General features: G+C 72.7%; 22 protein-coding genes and 1 pseudogene. 11 read left to right on the forward strand and 12 right to left on the reverse strand.

Translation table 11 applies throughout. The annotated features are described in order from the left end of the window. Positions 1-6 precede the first annotated feature (6 nt). From PV364_RS10100 to PV364_RS10110, 3 genes are all read left to right on the forward strand, one after another. A complete protein-coding gene (locus PV364_RS10100; protein WP_319659447.1) occupies positions 7-1,359 on the forward strand; it encodes a cytochrome P450 in 1,353 nt (450 codons plus the stop codon). 100 nt (positions 1,360-1,459) lie between these two features. After that, on the forward strand, positions 1,460-2,722 hold the full coding sequence (locus tag PV364_RS10105) for a cytochrome P450 (protein WP_319659449.1): 1,263 nt from the start codon (positions 1,460-1,462) through the stop codon (positions 2,720-2,722). Next, positions 2,719-3,534 carry an enoyl-CoA hydratase/isomerase family protein gene (locus PV364_RS10110; protein WP_319659450.1) on the forward strand — a complete coding sequence of 272 codons (816 nt, stop codon included), beginning with the start codon at positions 2,719-2,721 and terminating at the stop codon, positions 3,532-3,534. The genes PV364_RS10105 and PV364_RS10110 overlap by 4 nt, the downstream gene beginning before the upstream one ends. Here the strand turns inward: PV364_RS10110 and PV364_RS10115 are convergent. Beyond that, positions 3,470-3,781: pseudogene (locus PV364_RS10115) on the reverse strand (hypothetical protein); the annotation flags it as partial. The gene PV364_RS10110 and the pseudogene PV364_RS10115 overlap by 65 nt on opposite strands. Positions 3,782-4,116: 335 nt before the next feature. On the opposite strand from PV364_RS10115, the gene PV364_RS10120 reads away from it, so the two are divergent. Beyond that, positions 4,117-5,007: an NUDIX hydrolase gene (locus PV364_RS10120; RefSeq protein ID WP_319659451.1), complete on the forward strand. Its 891-nt coding sequence runs from the start codon at positions 4,117-4,119 to the stop codon at positions 5,005-5,007. A 9-nt stretch (positions 5,008-5,016) separates the two neighbouring features. On the opposite strand, the gene PV364_RS10125 is transcribed toward PV364_RS10120, so the two are convergent. Next, complete coding sequence (locus PV364_RS10125; RefSeq protein WP_319659452.1) at positions 5,017-6,522, reverse strand: aldehyde dehydrogenase family protein; 1,506 nt, start codon at positions 6,520-6,522, stop codon at positions 5,017-5,019. A gap of 162 nt (positions 6,523-6,684) precedes the next feature. Next, entirely contained in the window at positions 6,685-7,659 is a 975-nt protein-coding gene (locus tag PV364_RS10130) for an aldo/keto reductase (RefSeq protein WP_319659453.1), read from the reverse strand. 230 nt (positions 7,660-7,889) lie between these two features. Here PV364_RS10130 and PV364_RS10135 point away from each other — a divergent pair, with 230 nt between their 5' ends. The 4 genes from PV364_RS10135 to PV364_RS10150 all read left to right on the forward strand — a co-directional run bounded on the left by PV364_RS10135 (position 7,890) and on the right by PV364_RS10150 (position 12,620). After that, the gene (locus tag PV364_RS10135) at positions 7,890-8,873 is read left to right on the forward strand and encodes a helix-turn-helix transcriptional regulator (RefSeq protein ID WP_319659454.1); all 984 of its coding nucleotides are present in this window, start codon (positions 7,890-7,892) and stop codon (positions 8,871-8,873) included. A gap of 343 nt (positions 8,874-9,216) precedes the next feature. Next, entirely contained in the window at positions 9,217-10,659 is a 1,443-nt protein-coding gene (locus PV364_RS10140) for an aldehyde dehydrogenase (protein WP_319659455.1), read from the forward strand. Between the two features lie 151 nt (positions 10,660-10,810). Beyond that, positions 10,811-11,788 (forward strand): class I SAM-dependent methyltransferase, encoded by a 978-nt coding sequence (locus PV364_RS10145; protein ID WP_319659456.1) that lies wholly within the window; start codon positions 10,811-10,813, stop codon positions 11,786-11,788. Positions 11,789-11,852: 64 nt separating this feature from the next. Beyond that, positions 11,853-12,620, forward strand: coding sequence for a phosphotransferase enzyme family protein (locus PV364_RS10150; protein WP_319659659.1), 768 nt, complete (start codon positions 11,853-11,855; stop codon positions 12,618-12,620). A 23-nt stretch (positions 12,621-12,643) separates the two neighbouring features. On the opposite strand, the gene PV364_RS10155 is transcribed toward PV364_RS10150, so the two are convergent. Further along, positions 12,644-13,666: a thaumatin family protein gene (locus PV364_RS10155; RefSeq protein ID WP_319659457.1), complete on the reverse strand. Its 1,023-nt coding sequence runs from the start codon at positions 13,664-13,666 to the stop codon at positions 12,644-12,646. Between the two features lie 241 nt (positions 13,667-13,907). Between PV364_RS10155 and PV364_RS10160 the strand changes: the two genes are divergently transcribed. Beyond that, a complete protein-coding gene (locus PV364_RS10160; RefSeq protein ID WP_319659458.1) occupies positions 13,908-15,863 on the forward strand; it encodes a sigma-70 family RNA polymerase sigma factor in 1,956 nt (651 codons plus the stop codon). A gap of 396 nt (positions 15,864-16,259) precedes the next feature. Then, entirely contained in the window at positions 16,260-16,973 is a 714-nt protein-coding gene (locus PV364_RS10165) for an NPP1 family protein (RefSeq protein ID WP_319659660.1), read from the forward strand. Between the two features lie 54 nt (positions 16,974-17,027). Here the strand turns inward: PV364_RS10165 and PV364_RS10170 are convergent, their stop codons facing one another. The 7 genes from PV364_RS10170 to PV364_RS10200 form a co-directional block, all read right to left on the reverse strand. Next, positions 17,028-17,408: a hypothetical protein gene (locus PV364_RS10170; protein WP_319659459.1), complete on the reverse strand. Its 381-nt coding sequence runs from the start codon at positions 17,406-17,408 to the stop codon at positions 17,028-17,030. Between the two features lie 48 nt (positions 17,409-17,456). Beyond that, positions 17,457-18,434, reverse strand: coding sequence for a zinc-binding alcohol dehydrogenase family protein (locus tag PV364_RS10175; RefSeq protein WP_319659661.1), 978 nt, complete (start codon positions 18,432-18,434; stop codon positions 17,457-17,459). A 2-nt stretch (positions 18,435-18,436) separates the two neighbouring features. Beyond that, positions 18,437-18,796 (reverse strand): hypothetical protein, encoded by a 360-nt coding sequence (locus tag PV364_RS10180; protein WP_319659460.1) that lies wholly within the window; start codon positions 18,794-18,796, stop codon positions 18,437-18,439. Further along, entirely contained in the window at positions 18,793-19,656 is an 864-nt protein-coding gene (locus PV364_RS10185) for an extradiol ring-cleavage dioxygenase (RefSeq protein ID WP_319659461.1), read from the reverse strand. The genes PV364_RS10180 and PV364_RS10185 overlap by 4 nt, the downstream gene beginning before the upstream one ends. Beyond that, positions 19,649-20,518: a citryl-CoA lyase gene (locus tag PV364_RS10190; RefSeq protein WP_319659462.1), complete on the reverse strand. Its 870-nt coding sequence runs from the start codon at positions 20,516-20,518 to the stop codon at positions 19,649-19,651. Before PV364_RS10190 ends, PV364_RS10185 begins: the two co-directional genes overlap by 8 nt. Continuing rightward, on the reverse strand, positions 20,515-21,729 hold the full coding sequence (locus PV364_RS10195) for a CaiB/BaiF CoA-transferase family protein (RefSeq protein ID WP_319659463.1): 1,215 nt from the start codon (positions 21,727-21,729) through the stop codon (positions 20,515-20,517). Before PV364_RS10195 ends, PV364_RS10190 begins: the two co-directional genes overlap by 4 nt. Positions 21,730-21,892: 163 nt before the next feature. After that, complete coding sequence (locus PV364_RS10200) at positions 21,893-22,714, reverse strand: IclR family transcriptional regulator domain-containing protein (protein WP_319659464.1); 822 nt, start codon at positions 22,712-22,714, stop codon at positions 21,893-21,895. Positions 22,715-23,132: 418 nt separating this feature from the next. On the opposite strand from PV364_RS10200, the gene PV364_RS10205 reads away from it, so the two are divergent. Continuing rightward, entirely contained in the window at positions 23,133-24,587 is a 1,455-nt protein-coding gene (locus PV364_RS10205) for an amidohydrolase family protein (protein WP_319659465.1), read from the forward strand. A 64-nt stretch (positions 24,588-24,651) separates the two neighbouring features. On the opposite strand, the gene asnB is transcribed toward PV364_RS10205, so the two are convergent. Continuing rightward, a complete protein-coding gene (gene asnB / locus PV364_RS10210; protein ID WP_319659466.1) occupies positions 24,652-26,496 on the reverse strand; it encodes an asparagine synthase (glutamine-hydrolyzing) in 1,845 nt (614 codons plus the stop codon). Between the last annotated feature and the right edge of the window lie 199 nt (positions 26,497-26,695).

A 26,695-nucleotide genomic window follows, 5' to 3' on the forward strand; every position in this document is an offset into this window, starting at 1 on the left:
ACCCCCATGGAATCTCAGCACGCCACCCCCGTCCCCGGCGCCCCTTCCAGATGCCCGATGCACGGCCACGACTTCGCGGCCGACCCCGGGCGGATCTACGACCAGTTGCGCGACTTCGGGCCCGCCGCGCCGGTCGAGCTGTCCCCCGGTGTCGACGCCACCTTGGTGACCGAGCACGACACCGCGCGCCGCGTCCTGCAGAACCCCACGCTCTTCGCCCGCGACTCCCGCCGCTGGGCCGCGCTCAACGAGGGCCGCATCGCGCTGGACAACCCGGTCCTGCCGATGATGGCCTACCGGCCCAACTGCCTGTTCACCGACGGCACGGTGCACCTGCGGCTGCGCAAGGCGGTCACCGAGAGCCTCGACCGGCTCAACGTCAGCCGGCTGGCCCGTGACGTGGAGCAGATAGCCGACTACCTGATCAGCCAGTTCAGCGAGCGCGGCCGTGCCGACCTGCTGAACGACTACGCCAAGCTGCTGCCGCTGCTGCTGTTCAACAAGCTCTTCGGCTGCCCCGCCGACATCGGTGACCGGCTGACCACCTCGATGGCCGCCATCTTCGACGGCGAGGACGCCCTGCGGGCCAACGAGGAGCTCACCGCCTGCCTGATGGAGCTGATCGCCCTCAAGCGGCGCACGGCGGGCGAGGACATCACGTCCTGGCTGATCGCGCACCCCGCGGGCCTCAACGACGAGGAACTGAAGGACCAGCTCGTCATGCTCATGGGCGCCGGTGTGGAGCCCGAGCGCAACCTCATCGGCAACACGCTGCTCCTGCTGCTGTCCGAGGACTCCTCGGGCCGCCGGTCGGGCATGCTGATCGAGGAGGCCATGGACGACGTGCTGTGGAACAACCCTCCGATCGCCAACTACGCCACGCACTTCCCGCTCCAGGACGTGGACCTCGACGGTGTGGAGGTGGCGGCCGGCACCCCGCTGGTCATCAGCTTCGCGGCCGCCAACAGCGACCCGGCGCTGACCGCCGAGCGCGAGACGCTGAGCAAGGGCGCCCATCTCGCCTGGGGTGCCGGACCGCACGCCTGCCCGGCGAAGTCGCCCGCCCAGCTGATCGCCCTGACGGCGGTGGAGAAGATCCTCAACACCCTCCACGACCTGACGCTCGCCGAGGACCCGGAGAAGCTGCAGTGGCGCCCGGGCCCGTTCCACCGGGCCCTGGTGGCGCTGCCGGTGAGCTTCAGCCCCCTTCCGGCCACCCGGTTCGCCGAGCCGCTGCCCCGGGCCCAGGTGCCCGCGGCGGCCGGTCCCGCGGTGACGGAGGCTCAGCCGGCCTCGCCGGCCCGGCCGCAGGCGAAGAAGGGGTTCTGGTCCACCTTCCTGGACCTCTTCCGCGTCTGACGAGAGGCATGTGACAGGAGCAACACCCCAGGACCGCATGACCGCAGGTGGGGGAGGGGTAGGTTCCGCCGGTCCGGACGCCCAGCCTGAGGAGCTCCGCGTGACCGCAGTCGGTGACATGAGCGAAACAGTCATTGACCGTCGAGCCGTCATATCCGTCCTTCGGCGCCTTCGCACCCCCGAGGGGCAGGCCGATCCCTTCCCCCTCTACGAGGAACTGCGCACCATGGGTGATGTCGTACCCGCCCCCTGGGGCGGGTACTTCATCACCGGATTCGACACCTGCGACCAGGTCCTGCGCGGCAGGAACTGGATCGTCCCCGACTTCGCCTGGCAGGAACGGCAGCGGGACACCGAGCGCTGGCACGCCCCGGCCACGCAGGAGATGAGCCGGACCCTGTCCCGGCTGAACGCGCCGGCCCACACCTGCCAGCGCCGCAGCCTGGGCAACCCCTTCGACCGCGCCACCGTGGCCGGCATGCAGCCGGAGATCGAAGAGCACGTCGCCCGGCTCCTCGACGCGCTCGAGGACGAGCTCCGCACCGCCGGCACCGCCGACTTCGTCGGCACCGTCAGCGAGCAGCTGCCGATCGTCACGGTCGGCCGCTGGCTGGGCATCCCCGCCACGGATTACGCGCACATCCTCGATTTCACCCACCGTCAGGTCCACGCGCAGGAACTGCTGCCCACCAAGTCGGAGTTGGCGATCTCGGAGGAGGCCACGGCCGACATGCGGGCGTTCTTCACCGACCTGGTGAGCAGCCGGCGCGCGCGGCCCGGCAACGATGTCCTGTCCGGCTGGATTCGCCACTGGGACGGGCAACTGCCCGGCGACCGCGAGACGGCCGACCGGATGATCTACCAGTTGGTCATGTTCCTCACCATCGCCTCCCTGGAGACCACGGCGACCCTGCTCTCGGTCGCCGTATGGCTGCTGCTCGACGAGCCGGCGCGCTGGCAGTGGCTGCGCCACCACCCCGAGCACGTCGACGACGCCGTGGAGGAGGCCCTGCGCTACGACCCGCCCATCCACCTCAACAGCCGTGTCGCCGCCGACGACACGGTCCTGGCCGGTGTCCCGATCGCCAAGGACACCATGGTGCACGTGATGTACGGGGCGGCGAACCACGACCCGCGGCGCAACGCCGATCCCCACACCTACGACATCCTCCGCAAGGGCACGCATCTCACCTTCGGCGGCGGCGCCCACTACTGCCTGGGCGCGGCACTGGCCCGGCTCGAGGCGCGTATGTTGCTGACCGCGCTGCTGAAACGATTCCCCACGCTTCGCCTCGCCTCCGCGCCCTCGTACGCGCCCCGCATGGTCTTCCGCCGCGTGACCTCGATGAAAGTGACGGCATGAACGCCCCGCAGTCCCTCCCGCACGCCACCGGCCCCACCTCCAGCACCTTCAGGACCCTCAGGACCGGCCGGCGGGGACCGGTCCTGGACATCGAGCTGCACGACCCCGATCAGGGCAACGCCGTCACCGAGGCCATGCTGGACGAGCTGCTCGCGATCCTCGGCACCCCGGAGCCGGGGGTGCGCGTCATCGTGCTGTCCGGCGCCGGCGAAGACTTCTGCCTGGGCGGCGACCGGACCGAGTACGCCGACTCCCTCGCCCACGACCCCACCGGCGGCGGCATCCGCGCGTCGGCCACGAAGGGCCGCCTCGTGTGCGAGGCACTGAGCGGCAACACCGCGGTCACCATCGCCAAGGTCCACGGCAAGGCCATCGGCGCGGGGCTCGGCCTGGCCCTCGCCTGCGACCTGCGCGTGGGCTCCGACACCGCCTCCTTCCGCCTGCCCGAACTCGCCCTCGGCCTCCCCACCGCCTGGGGCGGCCTCCTCCCCCGGCTCCTCAACGAGATCGGCGCCGCGCGCGTGCGCGAACTCGTCCTCACCGGAAGGTCCTTCGACGCCCACGAGGCGCTGTCCCTGTCCGTCCTGCAGAAAGTCGTCCCCGAGGCGCAGCTCGACGACGCCATCGCCGCCTGGGCACGGCCGGTCGTCCGGCGCCCCGAGGGCGCCCTGCGCGTGACCAAGACCCTGTTGAACTCCTACACGGCCTCCACCCGCCTCGCCGACACCTCGGCCCTGGACGCGGAGCTCATGGCCGCGGTCGTGGCGGGCACGCACTACGCGCACCACCACGGCACGGTCCACCACATGTGACATCCTCCCCGCCCTGAACGACGCTGATTCCTGGCTCACGTGGGCCGGGCACCGGCGGTCCGCCGGCGCTCGCACGATCGGCACCAGCCGGTTCGGGACCGGCCCGGAGCAGTGTCACGCGGGCGGAGTTCGCGTCCCCGGGGGACACTGCTCCGCACGCGGTGCGGGTGCGGGTACGTTCCGGAAGAGGAAGTACGCGCCTGGGTCTCGCTCCGCACGCCGCGCAGTCCATGGTGGTCTGCGCGGGACCGCGAAGGTGTCCGAGCAGATCGACCGTCAGAGGCGGGACACCAGCCGCGAGTGGGCCAAGCGCGTGCCGTCCGACCACGATGCGCCTGCGGGTGGAGGACTTCCGGCCGACGTGCCGGGCGAAGTCCGCCATGGCCCGCAGGGCGGCGGACGCCGTGATCGGTGCGACGAGGACGGCCCTGACCGACAGGGGCCGCATGCACGGGCGGGACATCCGCCTGGAGCGGCCCGGCGGGCCCTGACATCCTGCTGGATGGCGGAATCCGCGCCACACGCAACGGAGTTCCGCCCGAGCCGCGCCCGACCACCCCGCCGACCCCGGAGGACCCGCCCATGCCCGCGGTCACGCCCGAGCCCCGCCAGACCACCGCGCTCATCGTCAACCGGCGCGGCCAGTACCTGCTGCACCTGCGGGACGCCGACAAGCCGATCAGCGACCCGGGCACCTGGTCGCTCCCCGGCGGCGCCCGGGAGGGCGAGGAGACGCCGGAGGAGGCCATCGCGAGGGAACTGCTGGAGGAGGCGGGGCTCACGATCGGCCTCACCCGGTTCGGGGTCGTCGAGCACCCCGGCCCGGACGGCCTCCCCCGGCCGCACATCCAGATCTTCCTCGGTCAGTGGGACGGCGACCCCTCCCGGCTGGAGGTGGGCGAGGGCATCATGTTCGCGTTCTTCGACGTCGCGACGACGGCCCATCTGACCATGGCGCCGTGGGCGGCACGGGTGATCGCCCGCCACCAGGCCGCCGGCGGCGCCGTGCCGACGTCCGGCGGGGGCCCGGGCCGTCAGATCGTTCCCAACGTCGTCGGCGCCCATCTGTACCTTGAACGCGACGGTCAGGTCCTGCTCGGCCTGCGTCACCCGGACTCGCGGTTCGCACCGCTGCAGCACCACTTCCTGGCCGGCCACTGCGAGCAGGAGTCGGCCGTCGCCTGCCTCGTGCGCGAGGCCCGCGAGGAGGCGGGCCTGGTCATCGACCCCGACGACGTGGAGTTCGCGCACGCCGTCCACATGCTCCACATGCCCGGCACCCGGCCCCGTCTGCAGCTGGTCTTCCGCGCCCGGCAGTGGAAGGGCGAGCCGCAACTCCTGGAGCCCGACAAGTGCGTCAGCTGGGACTGGTGGCCCGCCGACCGCCTCCCGGACAGCACCGTCCCCTACACCCGCGCCGCCATCGACGGTATCCTGCACGGCCGTCCGTACACCGAGATGGGCTGGGCCTGACGCACTCGCTCAGAAGCGCACGTAGACGTTCTTCGGCTGGGTGTACGCCTCCAGCTCCTCGATGCCCTCCTCCCGTCCCACGCCGGAGTTCTTCACGCCGCCGAAGGCGGTGCCGGGTATGTGAGCGGAGCTGGAGTTGACCCAGACGTACCCCGTGCGCAGGTCGCGGGCGGCCGCCAGGGCGGTGCGGAGGGACGTGGTCCAGACGCTGGCGGTGAGGCCGTAGGGCAGGGCGTTGGCCTCGGACACGGCCTCCTCGTAGGTGTCGAAGGGGGCCGCCACGAGGACCGGCCCGAAGATCTCGTCCGTGAAGAGGGGACCGCCCGCGCCGCTGGGCGCGGAGAAGAGGGTGGGGCGGACGTAGTAGCCCGGGCGCTCGGGGAAGGTGCCGCCCGCGACGAGGTCGAGGGCGGGGTCGGCGAGCCCCGCGCGGATGTAGGAGGAGACCTTGCTGTAGTGCCCCGCCGAGACCAGGGGGCCGATGTCGGTGCCGCTCTCGGAGGGGTCGCCGATCCGCAGGGCGTCCATGCGCCGGCCCACCTCCCCGACCACCCGCTCGTACAGCGACTGGTGCACGAGCAGGCGGGAGGTCGAGCCGCAGCTCTGGCCCTGCCACGTGAAGTTCATCCCGGCCATCACGCCGTCGATCGCGGCGGGCACGTCCGCGTCGTGGAAGACGATGATCGGGTTCTTCCCGCCGAGTTCGAGGGTGACCGTCTTCACGGCGGCGCTCGCCGCACGCGCCTGGACGCGCCGGCCCGTGACCGACGAGCCGGTGAAGGCGATGCGCGGGACGTCGGGGTGGGTCACGAGCCGTTCGCCCGCCACGGAACCGAGGCCCGCGACGATGTTGAGCACCCCGGGCGGCACGATGCGGGCGGCGATCTCGCCCAGCCGCAGGGCCGACAGGGAGGTCACCTCGGCCGGCTTGAGGACGACGGTGTTGCCGGCCAGCAGCGGCGCGGCGATGCGGGCCGCCGCGAACATGAGCGGGTGGTTCCACGGGACGATCCGCCCGACCACGCCGAAGGGGTCGCGCAGCGTGTAGTCGAGCGCGTCGTGGGCGGCCAGTGGGATGGTCTCGCCACGCAGCTGGAGCGCCAGGCCGGCGAAGTAGCGCAGCTGGGCCACCGCCACCCGGAAGTCGTTGCGCATGACCCCGATGGGGCTGCCGTTGTCGATCGTGTCGATCCAGGCCAGTTCCTCGCCGTGCGCCTCCACCGCCTCGGCCAGCCTGGTCAGCACGGCCGCCCGGTCGGCGATCGACGTCGCGGCCCACGACGGCGCCGCGTCGCGGGCCGCGCCGACCGCCGCGTCCACATCCGCGCAGCCGCCGAGGGGCATGCGGGCCGCCACCGTCTCGTCCGCCGGGTTGACCACGTCGAGCGTGCCCCCCGCGACCGCGTCGGTCAGTTCCCCGCCGATCAGCATGTGCCAGGGACGGTCCACGATCTCGCGCGTGCGGGGCCGCGCGGCGAGGGTGCCCTGCGGATGAGCCAGCCACGAAGTATGCATACATCCCATGTTTGCACCATTGGTGGATATATGCCTCAATTGTTTTGATTTAGTCCAGGTAAACACTCCGCCCCACCCGGCCCCGGGTACCGGGCGACCGGCATCACCCCAGGTGGGACGGGGTCCGCGGCGGAAGCCCGGGATGCGGGGCGCCGCGCCCGCTCAGCCGCCGTAGAAATTGCGCTGCCAGCGGTGCCGGGCCAGCACGTCGAGGTGTCCCGGCGCCAGGGCACGGCCGTCGCTCACGGCGGCGTTCCGCTCGACATTGCGCACGGAGCGCATGCCGGGGATCACCGTGGAGACCGCCGGGGAGCTCAGGACGAAGCGCAGCGCCGTCTCGGCGAGCTCCTCTCGGCCGATGCCGAGGTCCGCGACGATGGCGTCGACGTGCCGCTCGACCTGGGCGGGGCGGTCGCCGCGGAAGTAGCGGTTGCGGAAGTCGCCCTCCGGGAAGGTGGTCCCGGCGGTGACGAGGCCGGTCAGCCCGCCCTCGTCGAGCGCCACCCGGACGATGACGCCGACGCCGTGCTCCTGGCAGGCCGGGAGGAGGGCGTCCGCCGGGGCCTGGTCGAAGATGTTGTAGATGACCTGCACGGTGTCGACCACCCCGCTGCGCACGAGGGCGAGCGCGTTGTCGGGCTCGTGGTCGTTGACGGAGACGCCGAACAGGCGGATCTTCCCCTCCCGCTTCAGATCGGCGATCGTCTCCAGCCAGTCGCCGCGGCCCACCCACTCGTCGCTCCACACGTGGAACTGGAGCACGTCGAAGTGGTCCAGCCCGCTCGCCCGCAGGCTGGTCTCCAGGCTCTCGCGGATGTGCGCCCCGGGGAACGCCTCCGCGGGGTCCACGCCGTCGGGAGCGGGCCACAGGCGGTTCTTCGGCGGAACCTTCGTCGCCACCAGGATGCCGTCGCCCGCGCCGGCCCGCCGGCGGACGAAACGCCCCACGATGCACTCGCTCTCGCCGTAGCCGCGGGCGGTGTCGATGAAGTTCACCCCGAGGTCGACGGCCCGGTCCAGCGCCCGCACCGACTCGTCCTCGGTGGCGCCCACCCACGCCGACTCCCCGATGCCCCAGGCTCCGTAGCCGATCTCGGACACCTGAAGCCCGCTGCGTCCCAGGTCCCTCGTGCGCACAGTCGTCCTCCCGCGGATGCCGCCTCGGCGGCGCGATCGATCCCCGTCGGCACGACCATAGGCGATCACTCGCGAGGGCGCGGGACCGTCCCCGGCGGCCGGGCGAGCGGCGGAAATGCCGGAACGCCGGCATAGGCTTGATCGTCCTGACAAGATGAACCGGCGGTGGCTTCCCGCCAAGTGTCGTAAGAACGACACGCGTTCACGCTTCCGTCGCACGGAGAAGGATCATGCTCGAATCGATCGGCCTGAGCCGGCAGGACGAGGCGGTCTACGAGATCCTGATCCGCCGGACCCAGGCCACCGTCGCCGACCTCGCCCACGACGGCCATCTCGCCGCCGCGGCGGCCCGGCGCTCGCTGCAGACACTGGCGGCGCTCGGCCTCGCGATCCGCTCCCCCGGGCGTCCCGTCACCTACGTCGCGGTCTCCCCGGACACCGGCCTGGAGGCGGTGCTGCGGGACCGGGAACGCGCGCTGAACGACGTGCGCGGACAGGTCGCGGGCCTGATGGACGTCTACCGCGCCGCCACCCGCTTCGTGAACCCGGACGACCTCGTGGAGGTGGTCTCCGGCCGCGACGACGTCAACCGCCGCTGGGCGCACATGCAGCAGAGCACCCGTACCCAGGTCCGCGGCTTCGACCGGCCCCCGTACGCCGCCGTCGAGGCGCACACCGAGCCCAACCCGGACGAGCTCGAACTACTGGGCCGGGGGGTGGCCTACCGCGTCATCTACGACAGCAGCGTCCTGGCGCTGCCCGGCTGGCTCGACGACGTCACCGTCGGCATACGTCACGGCGAACAGGCGCGCATCGCCCCCGGCCTGCCCATGAAACTGGCCGTGTCGGACGAGCGGCTGGCCATCATCCCGCTGCTGCGCCCCGGCGACAGCGTCGTGACCGCCTGCTACATCATCCACCCCTCCCCCCTGCTGGACGCCCTGATCGCCCTCTTCGAGGCGATGTGGGAGCGCAGCGTCCATGTCCGGGCGCACGAGGCGGTCACGGCGGAGGACGGCCGGGAGGAGCTGTCCTCGCAGGAGGCGCGGCTGCTGACGCTGCTCGCGGCGGGCGCGACGGACAAGGCCGCCGGGCGGGCGATGGGGTGGAGCGAACGGACCGTGCAGCGGCACGTCACCAAGCTCATGCAGCGCTTCGGCGCGCAGACCCGCTTCCAGATCGCCATGGAGGCCACCCGGCGCGGCTGGATCTGACGCACCGTCAGGCCGTTGCGCCGGTGACCCGACCCATCTGGTGTCACGTGCCCCCAGATGGGTGTAGCCTCGTGGACATTGCGGTGCACCACCGCACAGATCGCACAAACCGCCGCCGGTGAGGGCACACCCGCCCCCGATGCGGCCTCCAAGGCGCAGCGCCCCCCTGCCGCTCAGCGGGTCGCTCGCACGCCGGACGCGCCGTCGCGGCGCGCCGGACCACCATCGCGCACACACCCCGGGCCGGTGCCGCGGCACGTCGGCGGCCACGGCCACGGGACCCAACAGGGGGCGGCCCTGCCGGCCGCCGCCGGAGGAAGTGCCCGCTATGACCTCCCTTGCCATGAATGCACATGAGAACCGGCTGTTCGTCGGGGGCCGGTGGGCCGCGCCCTCGGGCCACCGGACCATCACCGTCACCTCGGCCAGCACCGGCGACCACCTGGGTGCCGTGCCGGAGGCCGGCACCACCGACGTCGACCACGCCGTCCGCGCGGCCCGCGCCGCGTTCGACGCCCCGGGCGGCTGGCCCTCCTGGGAGCCGGAACGCCGCGCGGCCACCATGCTCCGGCTCGCGCAGGAGCTCGACGAGCGGAGTGATGCGACGGCGAGCAGCGTCAGCGCGCAGAACGGCATGCCGATCTCGATCGCCCGCGCGTACGAGGGGTCCGTGCCTGCCGCCCTCCTGCGCTACTACGCCGCTCTGGTCACCTCGGCGCCCGGAGTCGAGTTCCGGTCCGGTCTGCCCCGGGGCACCACCGAGGTCCGCCGGGAGCCGGTGGGCGTGGTCGCCGCCGTCATGGCCTGGAACTTCCCGCAGACCGTGGGATTCTTCAAGATCGCGCCGGCGCTGGCCGCCGGGTGCACGCTGGTCGTCAAACCGGCTCCGGAGACCGTTTTGGACTCGGTGCTGCTGGCCGAGGCGGTCGCGGCGGCGGGTCTGCCCGACGGCGTGGTCAACATCGTCCCCGGCGGGCGCGACATCGGCGCCTGCCTGGTCGCGCACCCGGGAGTCGACAAGGTCTCCTTCACCGGGTCCACCGCGTCGGGACGCCGGGTCGCCGCCGCGTGCGCGGCGCTGCTGCGGCCGGTGACCCTGGAACTCGGCGGCAAGTCCGCGGCCGTCGTCCTGGACGACGCCGACCTCATGGCGGACCCCGGCGAGCTCTTCGCCACCAGCCTGCTCAACAACGGCCAGACCTGCTTCGCCAGCACCCGGATCCTCGCACCCCGCAGCCGCTACGACGAGGTCGTGGAGGTCTACACCGCCGTGGCGCGCGGTGCGCGGGTGGGCGACGCCCTCGACCCCGACACCCAGATCGGCCCGCTGGTCAGTTCACGGCAGCGGGACCGCGTGGAGGGCTACATCGGCAAGGGCCGGGCCGACGGCGCCCGGATCACCACGGGCGGGGGCCGGCCGGCCGGTCTCGACCGCGGCTGGTTCGTCGAGCCGACCGTCTTCGCCGACGTCGACAACTCCTCGGTGATCGCGCAGGAGGAGATCTTCGGACCGGTCCTCACCGTCACCCGCTACGAGGACGAGGACGACGCCGTCCGCCTCGCCAACGACTCCGTGTACGGCCTCGCGGGCAGTGTCTGGACCACCGACCCGGAGCGCGGGGCGCGCGTGGCCCGCCGGATCCGCACGGGCACGATCGGCCTCAACGGGTACCAGCCCGACATCGCCTCGCCCTACGGCGGCGTGAAGGGCAGCGGGCTCGGCCGCGAACTGGGCCCCGAAGGCCTGCGGGCGTACCAGTGGTCCCAGTCGATCTACCGCCCCTGACCAGTCCTGACGCCGACGGCCGGCGACTACGATCGGGCACGGGCGGTCCGCCGGACCCCCGTGAGCCGGGTGCCTCCCCGCCCGGTTCGAACGGATGGCGCGCGGGCACCGTGTCCCGCTGTGCAAGCCGTACGACCAGGAGGCCCCGCCCATGACCACCCCACCCACGCCGTCCGGCGCCGCCGCCGGCCCCGTCCTGCCCCTCGACGAGGACCCGGCCGCCGTGCTGGAGGCCGCCACCTGGGCCATGGCCGCGATGGTCGGCACGCTGCACGACGCGCTCACCGCGCCGCTCGCCGAGGTACTGGCCGCCGACCCCCGGCGGACCGAGGTCCTGGAGGAGGCCGGTCTGGTGCGCCGGGAGGGGACCGCGTTCGTCCCGCACCCGTCGCTGGTCCCGCCGGACGGCCCGACGGCCCGCAGCGCCGTGGAGGCGCGCCTCAGCTCGATGCGGCAGGCCCTGACCGCGGCGACGGGTGAGGGTTCCGGCGGCTGGGCGGCGCTGGACGACCGGGTCCTGCTCCACCAGGGCCGGGCGTCGGCCGCGGTCGGCCGGGCGCTCGGCAGCCGGATCGTGCCCCAACTGCCGGGCCTGGGCGACCGCCTGGCCGGCGACGGCGGCCACATCCTGGACGTCGGCACGGGGGTGGCCGCGCTGGCCCTCGCGCTGGCCGAGGCGTTCCCCCGCGCCCGGGTCACCGGCATCGACGTACTGGAACGCGCGCTGGACCTGGCACGCGGTGAACTGGCGGAGGCGCGGCCGGGGACCGCGGACCGGGTGACCCTGCTCCGCCGCGACGTCGCCGACACCTCCGAACGGGCCGCGTACGACCTGGTGTGGCTGCCCGCCCCCTTCCTGTCGGAGGCGGTCCTGGAGACCGCCCTGCCCCGGCTGGCCGACGCGCTCGTGCCCGGCGGCTGGCTCGTGGCGGGGGCCGGCTCGCCGTCCCCCGACGGGCTGCGCCGGGCGGTAGGCCGCTGGAACGCCGCGCGCAACGGCGGTTCCGCCTACGACGCCGACCGGATGGCGGAGGTACTGGCCGCCCGCGGGCTGCAGGACGTGCGGCGGTTCCCGACCGTGCCCGGCGGGCCCGTGCTCGTGGCCGGCCGCCGCCCGCAGCCGAGCTGACGTCGACGTGACCGGCACGGCGCCCGGGAGCGGGGCCGCCGACGGCGAGGCGCTGACCGGCGGCATGATGAACGCGGGTGCGGTCCTCCGTCGTGGAGCCCTGGTGGAACGGCCCGCGCCGCGCACCGCGCCGGCGCTGCACGGCTACCTCCGCGCCCTCGGGGAACGCGGCTTCGACGCGGCTCCAAGACCTGTGCGTCTCACCGACGACGGCCGCGAGCAGCTGACCTGGATCCCCGGCGACGTCGCTCTGCCGCCGTTCCCCCGCTGGGCGATGACCGCGACCGCGCTGCGGTCGGTGGGAAGCCTGCTGCGGCGCCTGCACGAGGCGAGCGCGGGCATCCGCGTCGACTCCCGCGCCGAGTGGCCCCGGGCCCTGGCCGACCCGGAAGGAGGGACGATGCTGTGCCACAACGACGTGTGCCCGGAGAACGTCGTCTTCCGCGACGGCCGGGCGTCGGCCCTGATCGATTTCGACCTGGCCGCCCCCGGCAGGCCCGTGTGGGACCTCGCCATGACCGCCCGCTACTGGGTGCCCATGCTCGATCCCGAGTCCGCGGCGCCCCTGTACCCCGCCGGACTCGACGCCCCGGAGCGGCTGCGGGTCCTGGCCGACGGCTACGGCCTCGGCTCACGGGAGCGTGCCGGACTGCCCGCGCTGGTCGAGGAGGCCACCGCGTCCTGCCGGGCCTTCGTCGCCGGCCGCGTGGCCGGCGGCGACCCCGAGTACGGACGGATCCTGGCCGAGCGCGGCGGCTGGCAGCGCTGGGACCGCATGCAGGGCTGGCTCGCGAGCCACCGTCAGACGTTCACGGCCGCCCTGCTCGCCTGACCGGCCCGGCGCCGGGAACAGGGCTAACCCGTGGTGCCGAAGGTGACCCGGTAGTAGCAGGCCCCCTTGCAGGACATGGTCGCCGAGTCGTCGAAGGCGTAGGAGTAGGCGTACGGCGCGGCCTTCTTGAAGACCCGGGTGTAGTCGACCGGCCACTTCGAGGGGACGCACTTGGCGCGGCCCGCCCACGCCCCGCGGCAGCAGTACACGTCGCCGCCGAACGCCGCGCAGGGCGGCTTGCAGCCGATGACCCGGCCGCCGGACGTGGCCTGCATGGCGCTCGGGCAGACCACGGGGCTCGTGCAGGTGCCCTTGTAGCAGCCGGAGGCGCTGACCGGGTCGCTGCTGGTGGTGTGGGAGATGTTGATGTACATGGGCAGGTTGGAGCCGTCGACCATGCTCACGTCGTAGAAGTCCAGACCGGCGTACGCGTCGAAGGTGAACTCACCCAACGTGGTCGGCGGGTTGGGACCGGTGCACACGCTGGTGCAGTCACCGGTGCGGCAGGCGCTCGCGGCCGTCGTCGCGCAGCCCGTACGGCCCCAGATCCGGCCGCCCCACTTGTTCCCCACGGTCAGCGACGTGCTCTGCCCGGGGGCGAGCCTGCGGCCGTCGGGGTAGGCCGGCGAGTCGGTGACGACGGCCCAGATCGTCTCCTGCGTACGGTTGACCAGGGTGATCGCCCGGCTGCCGGCCGGGGCCGCGGCCTGCGACCCCGGTGCCTCGGGCGTGGCCTTGGCGCCGTGCGACGGCCGCTTGCTCGTCCTCGCCGACGGACCGGGCGAGCCGGAGGGCCGGTGGCTCGCCGAGGGGGAGGCCGAGGGCGACGCGGCCGGGGTGGTCCGCGTCGCCGCCGCGGAGGGGGGCTCGGCCGGGGCCGTGTCCCTTCCGGCCGTCACGGCGAGTGTCGCCGGGCGGCCGTCGTCCGCGCCGAATTGCGTGAGGGCCCCGTAGACCGCCAGAACCGCCACCGCGACCGCTGCTGCCGCGAACGTCCACCGCCGCGTGCGCGGGGACCTCGCTCCGTGCCGACTGCGTCGTGCCATCCTTGTGCCTTCCTCGTCCTCACCTGGTGCGTGCGCACGTATCGGGGACCGCGCCCGGGGGCGCCCGACAACACAAATCCGTGCGGCGATCCCGCGAAGTTTGTGTTGTCCGGGCTGCGGCCGGCCGTCTCCTGTATGTGCAGGCATCCCCGTCCGCCCCGATCGCGGGCCGGACGGGACAGGGCAGCGAGACCAAGTGCCGCGCCACGGGGCGCCGGTACGAAGGGAAGAGTGGAGTCACATGCGCAAGACCCACCGGAACGGACCCGGCGCCGGGGTGGTGGTGGCGGCACGCGCGGGCGACCGGCGGGCGCTGGACCAGTTGGTGGCCGAGTGCCTGCCGCTGGTCTACAACATCGTCGGCCGGGCGCTGAACGGCCACGCCGACGTGGACGACGTCGTACAGGAGACGCTGTTGCGCATGGTGCGGGGGCTGACGGAGCTGCGGGACCCGGGGGCGTTCCGCTCCTGGCTGGTGGCGATCACGATCCGGCAGGTCCGCGATCACGCGCGGCTGCGCGCGACGGCCCGGGACCGCAGCGCGGGCCTGGAGGCCGCCGAGCAGATACCCGACCCCGGCCTCGACTTCGCCGGGCTGACGATCCTGCGGCTCGGTCTGACCGAGCAGCGCCGCGAGGTCGCCGAGGCCACCCGGTGGCTCGACCAGGACGACCGGGAGCTGCTGTCGCTGTGGTGGCTGGAGGAGAGCGGCGAGCTGGACCGGCCCGAACTCGCCTCCGCGCTGGGCCTGTCGGACCGGCACGCCGCCGTACGGGTGCAGCGCATGAAGAAGCAGATGGAGGCCGCCCGCGTGGTGGTGCGGGCCCTGAACGCCACGCCCCGGTGCGCCGGGCTGCAGGCACCGGCCGACAACTGGGACGGCGTGCCGAGCCCGCTGTGGCGCAAGCGCTTCGCGCGGCACGTGCGCGGGTGCCCGGTGTGCGGCGGGATGGAGGAGGGGCTGTTCCCCATGGATCGCCTGCTGAGCGGGCTTCCGCTGCTGGCGCTGCCCCCGGCGCTCGACCCGGCGCGGGTGGTCGCGGCCGTCGTACGCGAGGCGGGGACGGCCACCGGGACCGGCGGGCCATGGTCATCCGGCGGTTCCGGGAACTCCGCGGGACACAAGGCGGTCGGCGGCGCGCGGCATGCGCACCGGGCCGCCCGGCCCGCGTCGCGCGTGTTCAGCGCGCCGGTCGTCTCGGGGGCCGCGGTCGCGGCCGTGGTCGCCGTGGCGCTGGTGGCCGCCGGGCTCACGACGGGCTCGTCCGGCACCCCCGGGAAGGCCGCGCCGCCGGCCCGGTCCGCACCCGCGGTCGCGGCCGCCGCCTCGCCGACCCCTTCGGCGCGTTCCGCGAGCCCCTCCCCCTCCCCGAGCACCTCGAAGTCGCCGACGAAGAAGGCCACGCCCAAGCCCACGCACAAGGCACCGGCCGCACCGCCCGCGGTCGCCGTGGCCTCCACGTCCAAGAAGGGCGTGGGCGTGTGGACCTTCCCGGGGGTGAGCAAGGCGCTCGCCGCGTCCGGGGCGAGCTGGTACTACACCTGGTCCACCACGCACTCGGAGGTGACGAGCCCGCCCTCGGCCGGATTCGTCCCGATGATCTGGGGCCGCGACTCCGTCACCCCGCAGAACCTGTCCCAGGCCAGGTCCCAGGGCCCGTACCTGCTGGGCTTCAACGAGCCCGACATGGCCCAGCAGTCGAACATGACGGTGGAGCAGGCCCTTTCGCTGTGGCCGCAGCTCATGGACGCGGGCAGGGTCCTCGGCAGCCCCGCGGTGGCCTACGGCGGCGACACCCCCGGCGGCTGGCTCGACCGCTTCATGTCGGGGGCGAAGGCGAAGGGTTACCGCGTCGACTTCATCACGCTCCACTGGTACGGCGGCGACTTCCGCACCGCGGAGGCGGTCGGGCAGCTCACGTCCTACCTCAACGCGGTGTACCAGCGCTACCACAAGCCGATCTGGCTCACCGAGTACGCGCTGATCGACTTCTCCCACGGCACCCGCTTCCCCTCCGCCGACCAGCAGGCGGCCTTCGTCACGGCCTCCACCAAGGCGCTGGAGGGCCTGCCGTACCTCCAGCGCTACGCGTGGTTCGGGCTCGGGGCCGACGCCTCCGCCCCGAGCAGCGGCCTGTTCACCGACGGCACGACGGCGACGGCCGCCGGCCGGGCCTTTCAGGCGGCGCACTCATAACGCCCCGGGCCGTCGGTCGATTCACAACCGTATTTAATTTCCCGGGACCTTCGCCGTTCCTGCCCGTTGGCTAAAGCCGGGACATGTCGGGAATGCCGATCCGGAATTGCGTGCTTGCGCCACCGGATCGGCCTCGGATAACTTGTCGACGCACCAACAGGCGGAGACATGGCCGGAGATGACCACTCCGGCCTTCCGGCACGCCGGAAACTTCGTCGCGCGAAACCGTCAGTCCTCGGGCAAGGAATTCTCAAGGAGAACCCTTGCCCCCTTTTATGTCGAGGAGTTCTCGTGCGCAGCCTGAGGTCGGCGAAAAACAATCCCACCGAAACGACGTCCCGCACCCGGCGCCCGGGCCGTCTGCGTCTGGGCGCCGTCGCGACCGCCCTGGGCGCGATGGCGGTCCTTGCCTTCCCCGCCGAGGCGAACGCCTCCGTGCTCCAGCTCCTGCCGCAGAACGCCGACGGACTGGAGCAGTCCTTCTCCCCCGCGTACGACTACGACGGGGACGGCTGCTACGCCACGGCCGCGATCGGTGCCGACGGCACCCTCAACCCCGGCCTGAAGCTGGGTGGGGACGTCAACGGCCACTGCCACGACTACGCCCAGCTGGCCAATGCCAACACGTACTCGCGCGAGAAGTGCAACAACGACTGGTGCGCCGTCGTGTACGCCAGCTACTTCGAGAAGGACCAGGCCACGCTCGGCCCTGCGGCCATCGGCCACACCCACGACTGGGAGCACGTCGTGGTCTGGATCCACAACAACCAGGTCGAGTACGTCGCGGCGTCCCAGCACTCCGGCTACCAGATCGCCGCCCGTTCCGCGATCCGCTTCGACGGCACCCACCCCAAGATCGTGTACCACAAGGACGGCGCCTCGACCCACTGCTTCCGCTTCGCCGGCACCAATGACGAGCCGCCGGAGAACGCCACCGGCGGCTGGTTCTACCCCCGGCTCGTCGGCTGGGAGGGCTACCCCGCGGGCTTCCGCGACAAGCTCATGAACGCGGACTTCGGCTCGGCGACCATCAAGATCAACGACGCCCGCTTCAACTCCACCCTCGCCAACTCCAAGCCGTCCGGCATCCCGTTCGACCCCAACGCCTGATCCACCCTCGTGGACGGTGCCCCGCCCGGGGCGCCGTCCACGAGAGGCCGCGTCTCACTCGCAGACGCGCTTGGGGGCCGTCGCACCCGGTCGCGCCCGGAAGCGCACCTCGTGCCCCGCGGCGTCGGTGAACACGGCCGCGGTCGGTGAGACCAGGGTCATCGTGCCGCGCTGCGTGGGGTTGTCCCAGCCCGCGGGCGGGTTGCCGGAACCGCCCGAGAGCGGCCGCACCGCCTCGAACCACGTCGGGCCGATACGGACGTCGTCGATGCCGCAGTGGGTGTAGAGCTCGAACGGCACCGCTTTCCCGGCCGCGGTGGCCGTCGTTTCGCGGGCGGCGGCACGGCGCGGTTGTTCGTCGTCACCGGAGCAGCCGCTGAGTACCGCGGCGGAGAGCGCCGCGACGAGGACGAGATACGTGATTCTGGGATTCATGCCGCTTCGACGCCCCGGCCCCGGTCCCGGTTCCGGGCCGGGCGCCGATCAGGCGCGGGGAGGCGTCGGCCCGTGCGGGAGCAGGACGGCGCGGCCGTTCGCGGTGCCCGTCGCCTGGCGGTGCCATGCGGCGGCGAGGCCGTCGAGGGGGACGGGTTCATGGGCGACGGTGAGCCCGCCCTCGGCGGAGCGCCGGGCGATCTCGACCAGGGAGGCGGCCCGTTGGGACGGCGTGAGTTCGTTGTTCGTGTAGCCGAGGATGCGCAGGGAGCGGCTGCGCAGTGTGCCGGAGTCGAGCGGGCACGTCTCGGCCGCGGAGCTGCCCAGGTTGACCAGGCGTCCACCGGTGCGGAGGGTGCGGGCCGCCGCCGCGGCCGGGGGACCGAAGAGCGGGTCGACGACCAGGTCCACAGGTCCGTCCGCCGCGGCGGCGATACGGGCGGCCAGTTCACCGACGTCATCGGTGTCGAGGACGACGACGGTGTCGGCACCCGCGGCATGGGCCCGCTGCCGCGCCGCCGCGGAGCGAGCGGCGGCCACGACCCGCCGGGCGCCGGCGGCGCGGGCCAGTTGCACCGCGGCCTGCCCGACCGCGCCCCCGGCGCCGAGGACGACCACCTGCTCCCCGGCCGCCAGTTCGCCGCGCCACGTCAGCGCCATGTGCGCGGCGACGGCGGACAGGCCGAGGGCGGCGACGGCCACGGGGTCCGCGCCGGGCGGCAGTTCCACCAGCGCCGCCTCGGACACCGCCACCTGCTGGGCCATGCTGCCGTCGCCTGGCGCCATACCGGCCGCCGTCGGGAACCAGACCGTGCGCCCGCCGTAGCTGCCCACGCCCTGGACACCGGGCACGTAGGGGGTCCGCGGCCGGCCGAAGTAGGAGGTGCCGCTCGCGCAGAGCAGGTCCAGCGGCGTCAGGGGCGCGGCGTGCACCTCCACCAGGACCTCGCCCTCCCCCGGCCGGGGCGGCTCCCGGTCGACCACGCGCGGCGGCCGGCCGGGCTCGGCGATCTCCGCCGCCCGCATGGTCACGTGGTGATGTCGGGGTAGGGCAGCGTCATGTGCGACAGCCGCCGGGCGTACTCCTTCTGGAACTCCAGCGGCCCGTGGTCGCGTTCGAACAGCCCGATGAAGAGCGTGATCGTGAGGAAGGGATGGGCGCCCAGCTCGAACAGCTTCGGGTAGTCGTGGGTGGACAGCGCCTCGCGCTCGGTGGCGTCGAAGCTCAGCCATGTCGAGGCCTCGCCGTGCAGGCAGTTGAGGATGCGGTTGGCGTACTCCTCCTCCCACGCCCGCACGGTGGCCACCGGTTCCTCGCGGTAGCGCTCCAGCAGCTCGGGGTCGCGGTCGACGGTGTACAGGAACTTGTTCAGCAGGTACTTGCTCACGAGCGGCCTCCGCGCGGGTACCAGGTGAAGTAGGCCTCCATGGTGTGGAACAGGTCGAACGTGTCGGTGTAGTCGGCCTTTCGGCCCTCACCGGCGACGCCCATCATCAGCATGAAGTCCATGAAGCCGTGGGTGGCGTTCCCCGGCAGGTGCAGGCTGTCGAGGGTGACCTCGGCGAGGCAGCCCTCGATGTCCCCGGAGGCGATCCACTCCACGGCCCTGCGGTCGAACTCCGGGTCGGGGCCGTGCGGCCCGAACTGGCGCGGCCCGCCGAGTTCCAGGGAGAGGTGGCCGGTGCCGATGACCGCGACGCGCTGGTCGGCGGGCCAGGACTCGATGAGCTCGCGTATCGCGCGTCCGAGCTGCACGAAGCGCTTGGGCTGCGGCAGCGGCGGCGCGAAGATGTTGGTGTAGATCGGCACGATCGGCAGGTCGTTCTGCGGCCGCAGCGTGATGATCGGGCACGTGATGGAGTGGTCGATGCGCACCTCGTTGGAGAAGGCGAGGTCGAATCCGAGGTCGAGGCCGCCGCGCAGCACGTGCGAGGAGAGGTCCTCGTGGCCCGTCATCAGCATCCGGGGCAGGCCGAACTCGCGTTCCTCGTTGTAGAAGTTCGCGTCGTAGAAGGGCGCCTTGCCCACGAGGAACTGCGGCATGTTGTCCAGCCACAGCTGGTGGAAGTGGTCGGAGCCGACCATGACGAGCACGTCGGGCCGCGCGGCGGTCAGTGTCGCGCGGAACGCCTCCACCTTGCGCACCCATTCGTCCGCGAAGGGCGGCCGGTCCTCCCCGGTGGCGTTGCTCGCCCGGTAGTAGAATGGGTGGTGGGTGGACGCGATGACCGCGACCAGCTCAGCCATGCGGACCTCCGTTGGTCTCGTCGGCGCGTGCGTAGGGGTCGGGTTCCACGGACCGGTTGTTCAGGTCCACGGACAGGAAGATCTCGTTGGCGACGGGGTGGCGCAGTTCCTCCGCGAGCTGCCCGATGAGCCCCGCGGTACGGGCCAGCAGGGCGAATCCGCGCAGCAGTTGCAGCGGCAGGCCGAGGTCGGCGAGCGCGGCACCGCACACCCCGGCGCCGTTGAGCGGCAGCGTCTTCCCCAGCACCTCGGGGTGGACCCGGCCGATGGCGGCGAACAGCGAGAGGTGCGGGCCGGCCAGCCCCTCCTCCTCGGCGATCCGGAAGAGCCGGGGGGTGCGGGGGTCGCCGTTCTTGTGCACGTGGTGGCCGAGGCCGGGAATGAAGCGCCCCTCGGCCCGCCGGGCCCGCACGGTGGTGAGCGCCAGCGCGTCCCAGCCGGCCTCGTCGGTGGGCGGCGGGCCGTCCAGGGCGTCGAGGACGTCGTGCAGGAAGCGGCCGCAGTCCTCCGTGACGCCGAGGAAGCGGGAGCCGCCGCCGAGCAGTCCGGCGGCGAGCGCGCCCTGCACGGAGTCCGGGGCCGACAGGTACGTCAGCCGGGTGACGATCGCGGTGGGGGTGAAGCCGTGGTCGGCCAGCGCGGCGAGCACGGCCTCGAAGACCCGGGTCTCCCCCGCCGTGGGCCGGCGCTGGGTGGCCAGCCAGAAGGCGAGTTCGCCGAAGCCGACCTTCCCCATCACGTCCTCGGCCAGGTCGTGGCCGAGGAGCGTGATGGACTCCGTCGACGAGGCACCGAGGGCGGTGGGGTACGTGGGGCGGGCGGCCCGGTCGGGCCGTGCGGGCTGCCCGGCGGGCCCGGTCATCGCCCCTCCCCGGAGTCCGCCGGGGCGGCGGAGTCGGCGGGGCCGCTCAGCCAGGCCCTCAACTCGGCTCCGTGCTCGTCCAGTTCGGGCGGGGGAAGCCGGTATCCGGCTGGGGTGTGCGAGAAGCGGATCGGGTGCCGTGTGGTGGGCACCGCGCGGTCGCCCTCGCCGACCTCGACGATCGGGTCGAGCCCGAAGCGCTCGGCCATGGCGAACCCGCCGTCGATGGTGTTGATCGGCCCGCACGGGATGCCCGCCTCGACCAGCAGCTCGAACCACTCGACCGCGCCGCGCTTCGCCAGCTGCTCCACCAGCAGCGGGCGCAGTTCCTCGCGCCGCTCCGTGCGGTCGGCGTTGCGGGCGAAGCGCGGGTCCTCGGCGACCCCGGGGATGCCGAGGACCTCGCAGAGCTTGCGGAACTGGCCGTCGTTGGCGGCCGCCACGATGAGGTCGTTGTCGGCGGTGGGCAGCGGCTCGTACGGGAAGACGCTGGGGTGGGCGTTGCCCATCCGGTACGGGACCACGCCTCCGGCGGCGTAGGCGGAGCTGTGGTTGACCAGCCCGGTGAGCGCCGAGGAGAGCAGGTTGACCTCGACGTGCTGGCCGTCCCCGGTGGCGTCGCGGTGGCGCAGCGCCGCGAGGATGCCGATGGCCGCGTGGTTGCCGGCCATGACGTCGAAGACCGAGATGCCGGCGCGGTAGGGCGGCCCGGCGGGGTCGCCGGTCAGGCTCATCAGGCCGGAGATCGCCTGGACCATCAGGTCGTAGCCCGGCACGTTCCGTCCGGGGCCGGTGCCGAATCCGCTGATGGAGGCGTAGACGACGCCGGGGTTGGCGGCGGACACCGAGCCGAAGTCCAGGCCGAACCGCTCCAGGCCGCCGGGCCGGAAGTTCTCGATCAGCACGTCGGCGCGGCGGGCCAGTTCCCGGGCGGCCGCGGCGTCGTCCGCGTCCCGCAGGTCCAGGGCGATCGAGCGCTTGCCGCGGTTGACACCCAGGTAGTACGTCGAGACGTCGCCGCGCACCGGGGGCGTCCACGTCCGTGTGTCGTCGCCCTGCGGGCTCTCCACCTTGACGACGTCGGCGCCCATGTCGGCCAGCAGCATGGAGGCGTAGGGGCCGGCCAGGATGCGGGAGAAGTCGGCGACCAGCACACCGGCCAGCGGCCCTGCCTGCGGGGACGGCTCAGGTGGCAGGTGGGTGTTCGGCATTCGGGTAGGCCTCCATGTCCGCACAACGGACGACTGTCCGCCACAGCGATTCTGGCATGTCACCCGCCGACGTCAAGACCTTCGCCCGCCCGATCCCCCGGCTGCCCGCCGGCCTCCCGCCCCGGGGCCCCGCTCAGCCCCGCTCAGCCCCGCTCAGCCCCGCTCAGGCCCGCGGCAGCGCGGCCTGCGTCACGTGCGGAACCGTCTCCAGCAGGGCGAAATCGGCACTGATCTCTCCCGCGGCCTGCAGCAGCAGCGGCAGATGGTGGTCGAGCAGGTGCTCCACGGACGTCTCGGCGGCGTGGGTGTTGACGTTCAGGGCGGCGACGACCCGGCCGGTCCCGTCGCGCAGCGGGACCGCGACCGACCGGATGCCGCGGGCGAGTTGCTCGTCGGTCAGCGCCCACCCGCGGGCCCGCACCTGGCGCAGTTCCGCGTCGCGCTCCTCGGGACCGGGCCGCCAGCGCGGTTCCAGCCCCGACCGGCTGGGCTCGGCGAGCACGGCGTCGGCCTCCTCGGGCGCCAGCGCCGCCAGCAGCACCTTGCCCAGCGAGGTCTGCAGGGCGGGGAAGCGCGTCCCGATCTGCACGGCCAGGGTCACGATCTTCGGCACCGCCACCCGGGCCACGTACACGATGTCCGGGCCGTCCAACTGCGCAACGGAGCAGGACTCCCCGGTGCGCCCGGACAGTTCCTCCATGTGCGGGCGGGCCACGTCCCACAGGCCCATCGACCGCACATAGGCCACGCCCAGTTCGAGCACCCGGGGGGTGAGCGCGTAGCCGCCACCGCCGGACGCGGTGCGCACATAACCGAGTTCCTGGAGGGTGAGCAGGATGCGCCGGGCCGTGGGCCGCGCCAGGCCGGTCGCGGCGGCCACCTCGCTCAGGGACATCGCCGGCCGGTGCGGCGCGAAGGCCGTGATCACCTCCAGGCCGCGCGCGAGCGCCTCGATGAAGTCGGGTCCGGTGCCCTCGCGTGGCATGTCGCCTCCAGCTGACGTACGGATTCGGTGCGCGGTCGATGGGAACGGTCCAGCCTAGCGTCCGTCAGGCGGACGCAGGTTCGCGCGAACGGCTCGCGGAAAGGCGGCCCTTGCGTTCGCCGTCGCGCCAGTTCAGGCCGGTGCCCCGCCCGGGCCCGCAGACCGGCTGACCCGCGGAACCGCCCGCCCGTCGCCTCACTCCCGCGAAGCCTCCGGCAGGCGGACGCGGCGTGCAAGACCCCCGCTCGGCGCGCGCCGGGGCGCCGCGCAACCGGTGCTGACAGATTCCTTGACACCGCCGACACACGACCTCACAGTGACAGAAATTCCAAGTGACCGCTTGCCGGACGAAAGTCCGTTGATCGGCCAAGGGCGGCTGCCTGCCAACCGCACTCATGGCGAGGAGTGGAGTTCGACGATGAACGAGCAAGCGGAGTTCCTGCCCGGCCGGCCCGTCCTGCTGCGCGGCGGCACGGTCCTGCCGATGGACGACCGGCGGCAGGTGCTCCACAACACCGACGTCCTGGTCCTCCGCGACCGGATCGCCGCGGTGGGACCGGACCTGCCCGCCCCGGACGGCGCCGTCGTCGTCGACGCCACGGGCGGCATCGTCATGCCCGGCATGATCGACACCCACCGGCACATGTGGCAGACCGCCATGCGGGGTTACGGCGCCGACTGGACCCTGACACAGTACTTCGTCTGGTACTACCTGGAGTCCGGCCGGCTCTTCCGGCCCGAGGACATCCACGCGGGCAACCTGCTGGCCGCCCTGGAGGCCGTCGACGCGGGCGTCACCACCGTCGTCGACTGGTCGCACGGCCTGCAGACCGTCGACCACGCCGACGCGGCGGTGGACGCGCTGCGGTCCGTGCCCGGCCGCTTCGTGCTCGCCTACGGCAACATCCAGCAGCCGCCGGCCGAGTGGACCGCCGCCCCGGAGTTCCGCGACTTCGTAAACCGCCGGATCACCGGGGACGACATGCTCGGCTTCCAGCTCGCCTTCGACGTGACCGGCGACCCCGCCTTCCCGGAGAGGCCCGCCTTCGAGGTCGCCCGGGACCTCGGCGTGCCGGTCACCACGCACGCCGGCGTGTGGGGTGCCACCGGCGACGACGGCATCCGCCTGATGCACGAGCACGGCTTCATGACCGACCGCACGGTCTACGTCCACGCCGCCTCGCTGTCCGCGGACTCCTACCACCGCATCGCCGCCACCGGCGGCTCGATATCGGTCTCCACCGAGAGCGAGCAGAGCGCCGGCCAGGGCTACCCTCCCACCTGGGCCATCCGCTCCCACGGCATCCCGGTGTCGCTGTCCATGGACACCAGCGTGTGGTGGAGCGGTGACCTGTTCTCCGCGATGCGCACGACCCTCGGCGCCGACCGCGCCCGCGAGCACCACGAAGCGCACGCCAAGGGCGAGACCGTGACGCACCTGGGCCTGCGCGCCGACCAGGTCGTGGACTGGGCCACCCGCGGCGGCGCCCGCACCCTGGGCCGTGACCACGAGCTCGGCAGCATCGAGACCGACAAGAAGGCCGACCTCGTCCTGATCAAGAACGAGCACTCCCCCGTCTCGTTCCCGCTGCTCAACCCCTACGGCCACGTGGCCTTCCAGGCCCAGCGCGGCGACGTGCACACCGTGCTGGTCGACGGCCGGGTCGTCAAGCACGACCACCGACTGGTCGGCGTCGACCTCGCGGCCGCGCGCCGCGAGGTCGAGCGGACGGTGGAGCACCTGCGCTCGCAGCTCGGCGAGGAGGGCTGGGCCCGGGGCATGAACCCCGACGTCCCCGAGACGAAGATCCTCGACAACCCCTACCAGTACACGGACTACCGCAGCAGCTCCACGCACAGCCGGACCGAGTGACGCCCCGGCCCGGCCTGCCTGACCGGCCCGGTCGCCGACCGGCCGCCACCGGCCGGCGGCCGGGTCAGGCCACGTCGACAGTGGGCGAGTAGATGTCCATCCACAGCGCGAGGTCGAGGACGCGCTCCAGCCCGTGCCGCGCGGCCTGCGTGTGCTGCGGGGCGTCGTCCTTGACCGCACGTTCCAGCCAGGCCTTGCTGACCAGGTCGAACACCGGGTGGGAGGGCTTGGCCAGCAGGTCCCTGCCGTTCTCCCGCAGTGCCGCGGCGTACTGCGGGTCCTGGGTGGAGGGGTAGGGGCTCTTGACCCTGTCGTACACGGACTGCGGCAGCAGGTCCACGGTGGCCTCGCGCAGCAGGCTCTTCTCCCTGCCGTCGAAGGACTTCAGCGCCCAGGGCGTGTTGTAGACGTACTCCACCAGCCGGTGGTCGCAGAACGGCACCCGCACCTCCAGGCCCACCGCCATGCTGGCCCGGTCCTTGCGGTCCAGGAGGATGCGCACGAAGCGGGTGAGGTGCAGATAGCTGATGACCCGCATCCGGAACTCGAAGTCGCTCTCCCCGTCGAGGCGTTGCACCCCGGTCAGCGCCTCGCGGTAACCGTCGTGGACATAGCCCTCCAGGTCCAGGGCCTTGGACAGGGGCTCGGTCAGGACGTTGCCGTCGTCCCCGAACTGCTGGGCGAAGTGCACCAGCCAGGGGAAGGTGTCGGCCCTGCGGGCCTCCTCGTCGAAGAACTGCTGGTAACCGCCGAAGACCTCGTCCGCGGACTCACCGGACAGGGCCACGGTCGAGTGCTGCCGGATGGCCTTGAACAGCAGGTACAGAGAGCTGTCCATGTCGCCGAGCCCGGCGGGGATGTCCCGGGCGCGGATGACCCGCGCGCGCACCTCCGGGTCGGCGAGCTGATCGGAGTCGAGCACGATGTCCTGGTGCTCCGTCCCGGCCAGTGCGGCGACGTCGTGGACGAACGGCGTGTCGGGAGTGGCGCGCAGGGCGTCCGGGACGAAGTGCTCGGTCTGGCCGACGAAGTCGACGGCGAAGCTGCGCACCGTCTCGCCCACGGTGGCCAGTTGGCGAGCGGCCAGCGCGGTCATCGCCGAGGAGTCGAGCCCGCCGGACAGCAGGGTGCAGCGCGGTACGTCGGCGACGAGCTGGCGGCGGACGATGTCGTCGAGCAGCTCGCGCACGCGGGCGATCGACGTCTCCTTGTCGTCGGTGTGCCGCTCGGTCCGCAGCGACCAGTACACATGGGTGCGCAGCCCGCCCCGGTCCACGGTCACCACGGTGCCGGGCTCGACCTCGCGCATACCGTCCCAGAACGCGTGACCGGGGGTCTTGACGAACGCGAACAGCTCGCGCAGGCCGTCGAGGGTGACATGGCGCGCGGCGAGCGGGTTGGCGAGGATCGCCTTGGGCTCGGAGCCGAACATCACGCCGTCGTCGGTCGGGTAGTAGTAGAAGGGCTTGATGCCCATGCGGTCGCGGATCATGACCAGCTTCTCGGCGCGGCTGTCCCAGATGGCGAAGGCGTACATGCCGTTCAGCCGTTCGGCGATTCCCTCGCCCCACTCCAGGTAGCCGTGGAGCACCACTTCGGTGTCCGAGGTGGTGGTGAAGCGGTGGCCGCGTGCGGCGAGTTCCTTGCGCAGCTCGGTGAAGTTGTACGCCTCACCGGAATACACCATGACCGCCGTACCGCCGTCGGGGTCCTCGGCCGCCATCGGCTGCCGGCCACCCGGCAGGTCGATGATGGCGAGCCGCCGGTGGCCGAGCGCGGCCGGCCCCTGCACCCAGGTGCCGCGGGCGTCCGGCCCTCGGCAGGCCATCGTCTCGGTCATCGCGTCCAGTGTGGCCTGCTCGTTGCGCAGGTCCCGCTCGAACGAGACCCATCCCGCGATTCCGCACATGCGTCTGCCTCCGGCTCTGGCGTGCCGTTGTGTGCCGCTGTGTTCCTGCGCGGGTCGGCCCCGGGATCCCGACTGGCGACTCCGCGCCGGGAGCACCATCACTGGGAGTGATGTGTATTAAGCAGCTATATGCCCGAGTCTGCGTCGATATGTGCTATTCGTCAAACGCCTCAGGCAACGATCACCGAGGGTCGCGACC

The organism is Streptomyces sp. MI02-7b (genome assembly GCF_033793585.1).
Taxonomy (GTDB): Bacteria; Actinomycetota; Actinomycetes; order Streptomycetales; family Streptomycetaceae; genus Actinacidiphila.

Coding starts and splice junctions, on each gene's coding strand:
- PV364_RS10100 (WP_319659447.1), top strand. CDS start 7: ATGGAATCTCAGCACGCCACCCCCGTCCCCGGCGCCCCTTCCAGATGC.
- PV364_RS10110 (WP_319659450.1), top strand. CDS start 2,719: ATGAACGCCCCGCAGTCCCTCCCGCACGCCACCGGCCCCACCTCCAGC.
- PV364_RS10120 (WP_319659451.1), top strand. CDS start 4,117: ATGCCCGCGGTCACGCCCGAGCCCCGCCAGACCACCGCGCTCATCGTC.
- PV364_RS10125 (WP_319659452.1), bottom strand. CDS start 6,522: ATGCATACTTCGTGGCTGGCTCATCCGCAGGGCACCCTCGCCGCGCGG.
- PV364_RS10135 (WP_319659454.1), top strand. CDS start 7,890: ATGCTCGAATCGATCGGCCTGAGCCGGCAGGACGAGGCGGTCTACGAG.
- PV364_RS10140 (WP_319659455.1), top strand. CDS start 9,217: ATGAATGCACATGAGAACCGGCTGTTCGTCGGGGGCCGGTGGGCCGCG.
- PV364_RS10145 (WP_319659456.1), top strand. CDS start 10,811: ATGACCACCCCACCCACGCCGTCCGGCGCCGCCGCCGGCCCCGTCCTG.
- PV364_RS10150 (WP_319659659.1), top strand. CDS start 11,853: ATGATGAACGCGGGTGCGGTCCTCCGTCGTGGAGCCCTGGTGGAACGG.
- PV364_RS10155 (WP_319659457.1), bottom strand. CDS start 13,666: ATGGCACGACGCAGTCGGCACGGAGCGAGGTCCCCGCGCACGCGGCGG.
- PV364_RS10160 (WP_319659458.1), top strand. CDS start 13,908: ATGCGCAAGACCCACCGGAACGGACCCGGCGCCGGGGTGGTGGTGGCG.
- PV364_RS10165 (WP_319659660.1), top strand. CDS start 16,260: ATGGCGGTCCTTGCCTTCCCCGCCGAGGCGAACGCCTCCGTGCTCCAG.
- PV364_RS10170 (WP_319659459.1), bottom strand. CDS start 17,408: ATGAATCCCAGAATCACGTATCTCGTCCTCGTCGCGGCGCTCTCCGCC.
- PV364_RS10175 (WP_319659661.1), bottom strand. CDS start 18,434: ATGCGGGCGGCGGAGATCGCCGAGCCCGGCCGGCCGCCGCGCGTGGTC.
- PV364_RS10185 (WP_319659461.1), bottom strand. CDS start 19,656: ATGGCTGAGCTGGTCGCGGTCATCGCGTCCACCCACCACCCATTCTAC.
- PV364_RS10190 (WP_319659462.1), bottom strand. CDS start 20,518: ATGACCGGGCCCGCCGGGCAGCCCGCACGGCCCGACCGGGCCGCCCGC.
- PV364_RS10195 (WP_319659463.1), bottom strand. CDS start 21,729: ATGCCGAACACCCACCTGCCACCTGAGCCGTCCCCGCAGGCAGGGCCG.
- PV364_RS10200 (WP_319659464.1), bottom strand. CDS start 22,714: ATGCCACGCGAGGGCACCGGACCCGACTTCATCGAGGCGCTCGCGCGC.
- PV364_RS10205 (WP_319659465.1), top strand. CDS start 23,133: ATGAACGAGCAAGCGGAGTTCCTGCCCGGCCGGCCCGTCCTGCTGCGC.
- asnB (WP_319659466.1), bottom strand. CDS start 26,496: ATGTGCGGAATCGCGGGATGGGTCTCGTTCGAGCGGGACCTGCGCAAC.